Annotated in this window: 1 protein-coding gene; it reads right to left on the bottom strand. The window is 71.0% G+C overall.

Annotation, left to right across the window (positions count from 1 at the left end):
- On the bottom strand, positions 1-490 hold a 490-nt coding region (locus J5M58_RS26460), incomplete at both ends, for a substrate binding domain-containing protein (protein ID WP_207880316.1).

Raw genomic sequence — 490 nt, 5'->3', positions numbered from 1 at the left:
TGATGGCGCTGGTAGAGCCAGGTGCCGCTGTCCTGGTAGTGGGTGTTCTGCAGGCAGGAATGCCCGGCCAGCTCCGCCGGCGACTGCGGCACCCCGTGGCGCGCCAGGTAGTCCGGCGTGGCGCAGGTCCGCTCCTGCAGCGCGAACAGCGGCCGGGCCACCACGCGCTCGTCTACCGCCAGGCTGCCGGAGCGGCTAGACAGGTCGAAGCCGTCCGCCACCAGGTCACGCAGGGCGTTGGACAGGTCCAGCTCCAGGCGGATGTCGGGATACTCGCGGGAGAACTCCATCAACCAGGCATCGAAGAAGGTCTCCCCCAGGGAAACCGGCAAGCTCAGGCGCACCGTGCCCCGCGCCTCGTCCTGCAATGCCAGTACCGCCTGCCGCGCACGCGCCGCCTGGGCATTGAGCGCCTGGGCCTCGGGCAGCAGCGCCGCCCCCGCGGCGGTCAACGACAAGCGCCGCGTGGTGCGGTGCAGCAGGGTTGTAC

This window comes from Pseudomonas sp. 32_A (assembly GCF_017490905.1).
GTDB classification, from domain to species: Bacteria; Pseudomonadota; Gammaproteobacteria; order Pseudomonadales; family Pseudomonadaceae; genus Aquipseudomonas; species Aquipseudomonas inefficax.
Note: the sequence above shows the minus strand (reverse complement) of the source record. Positions and strands in the feature narration are given on the sequence as shown.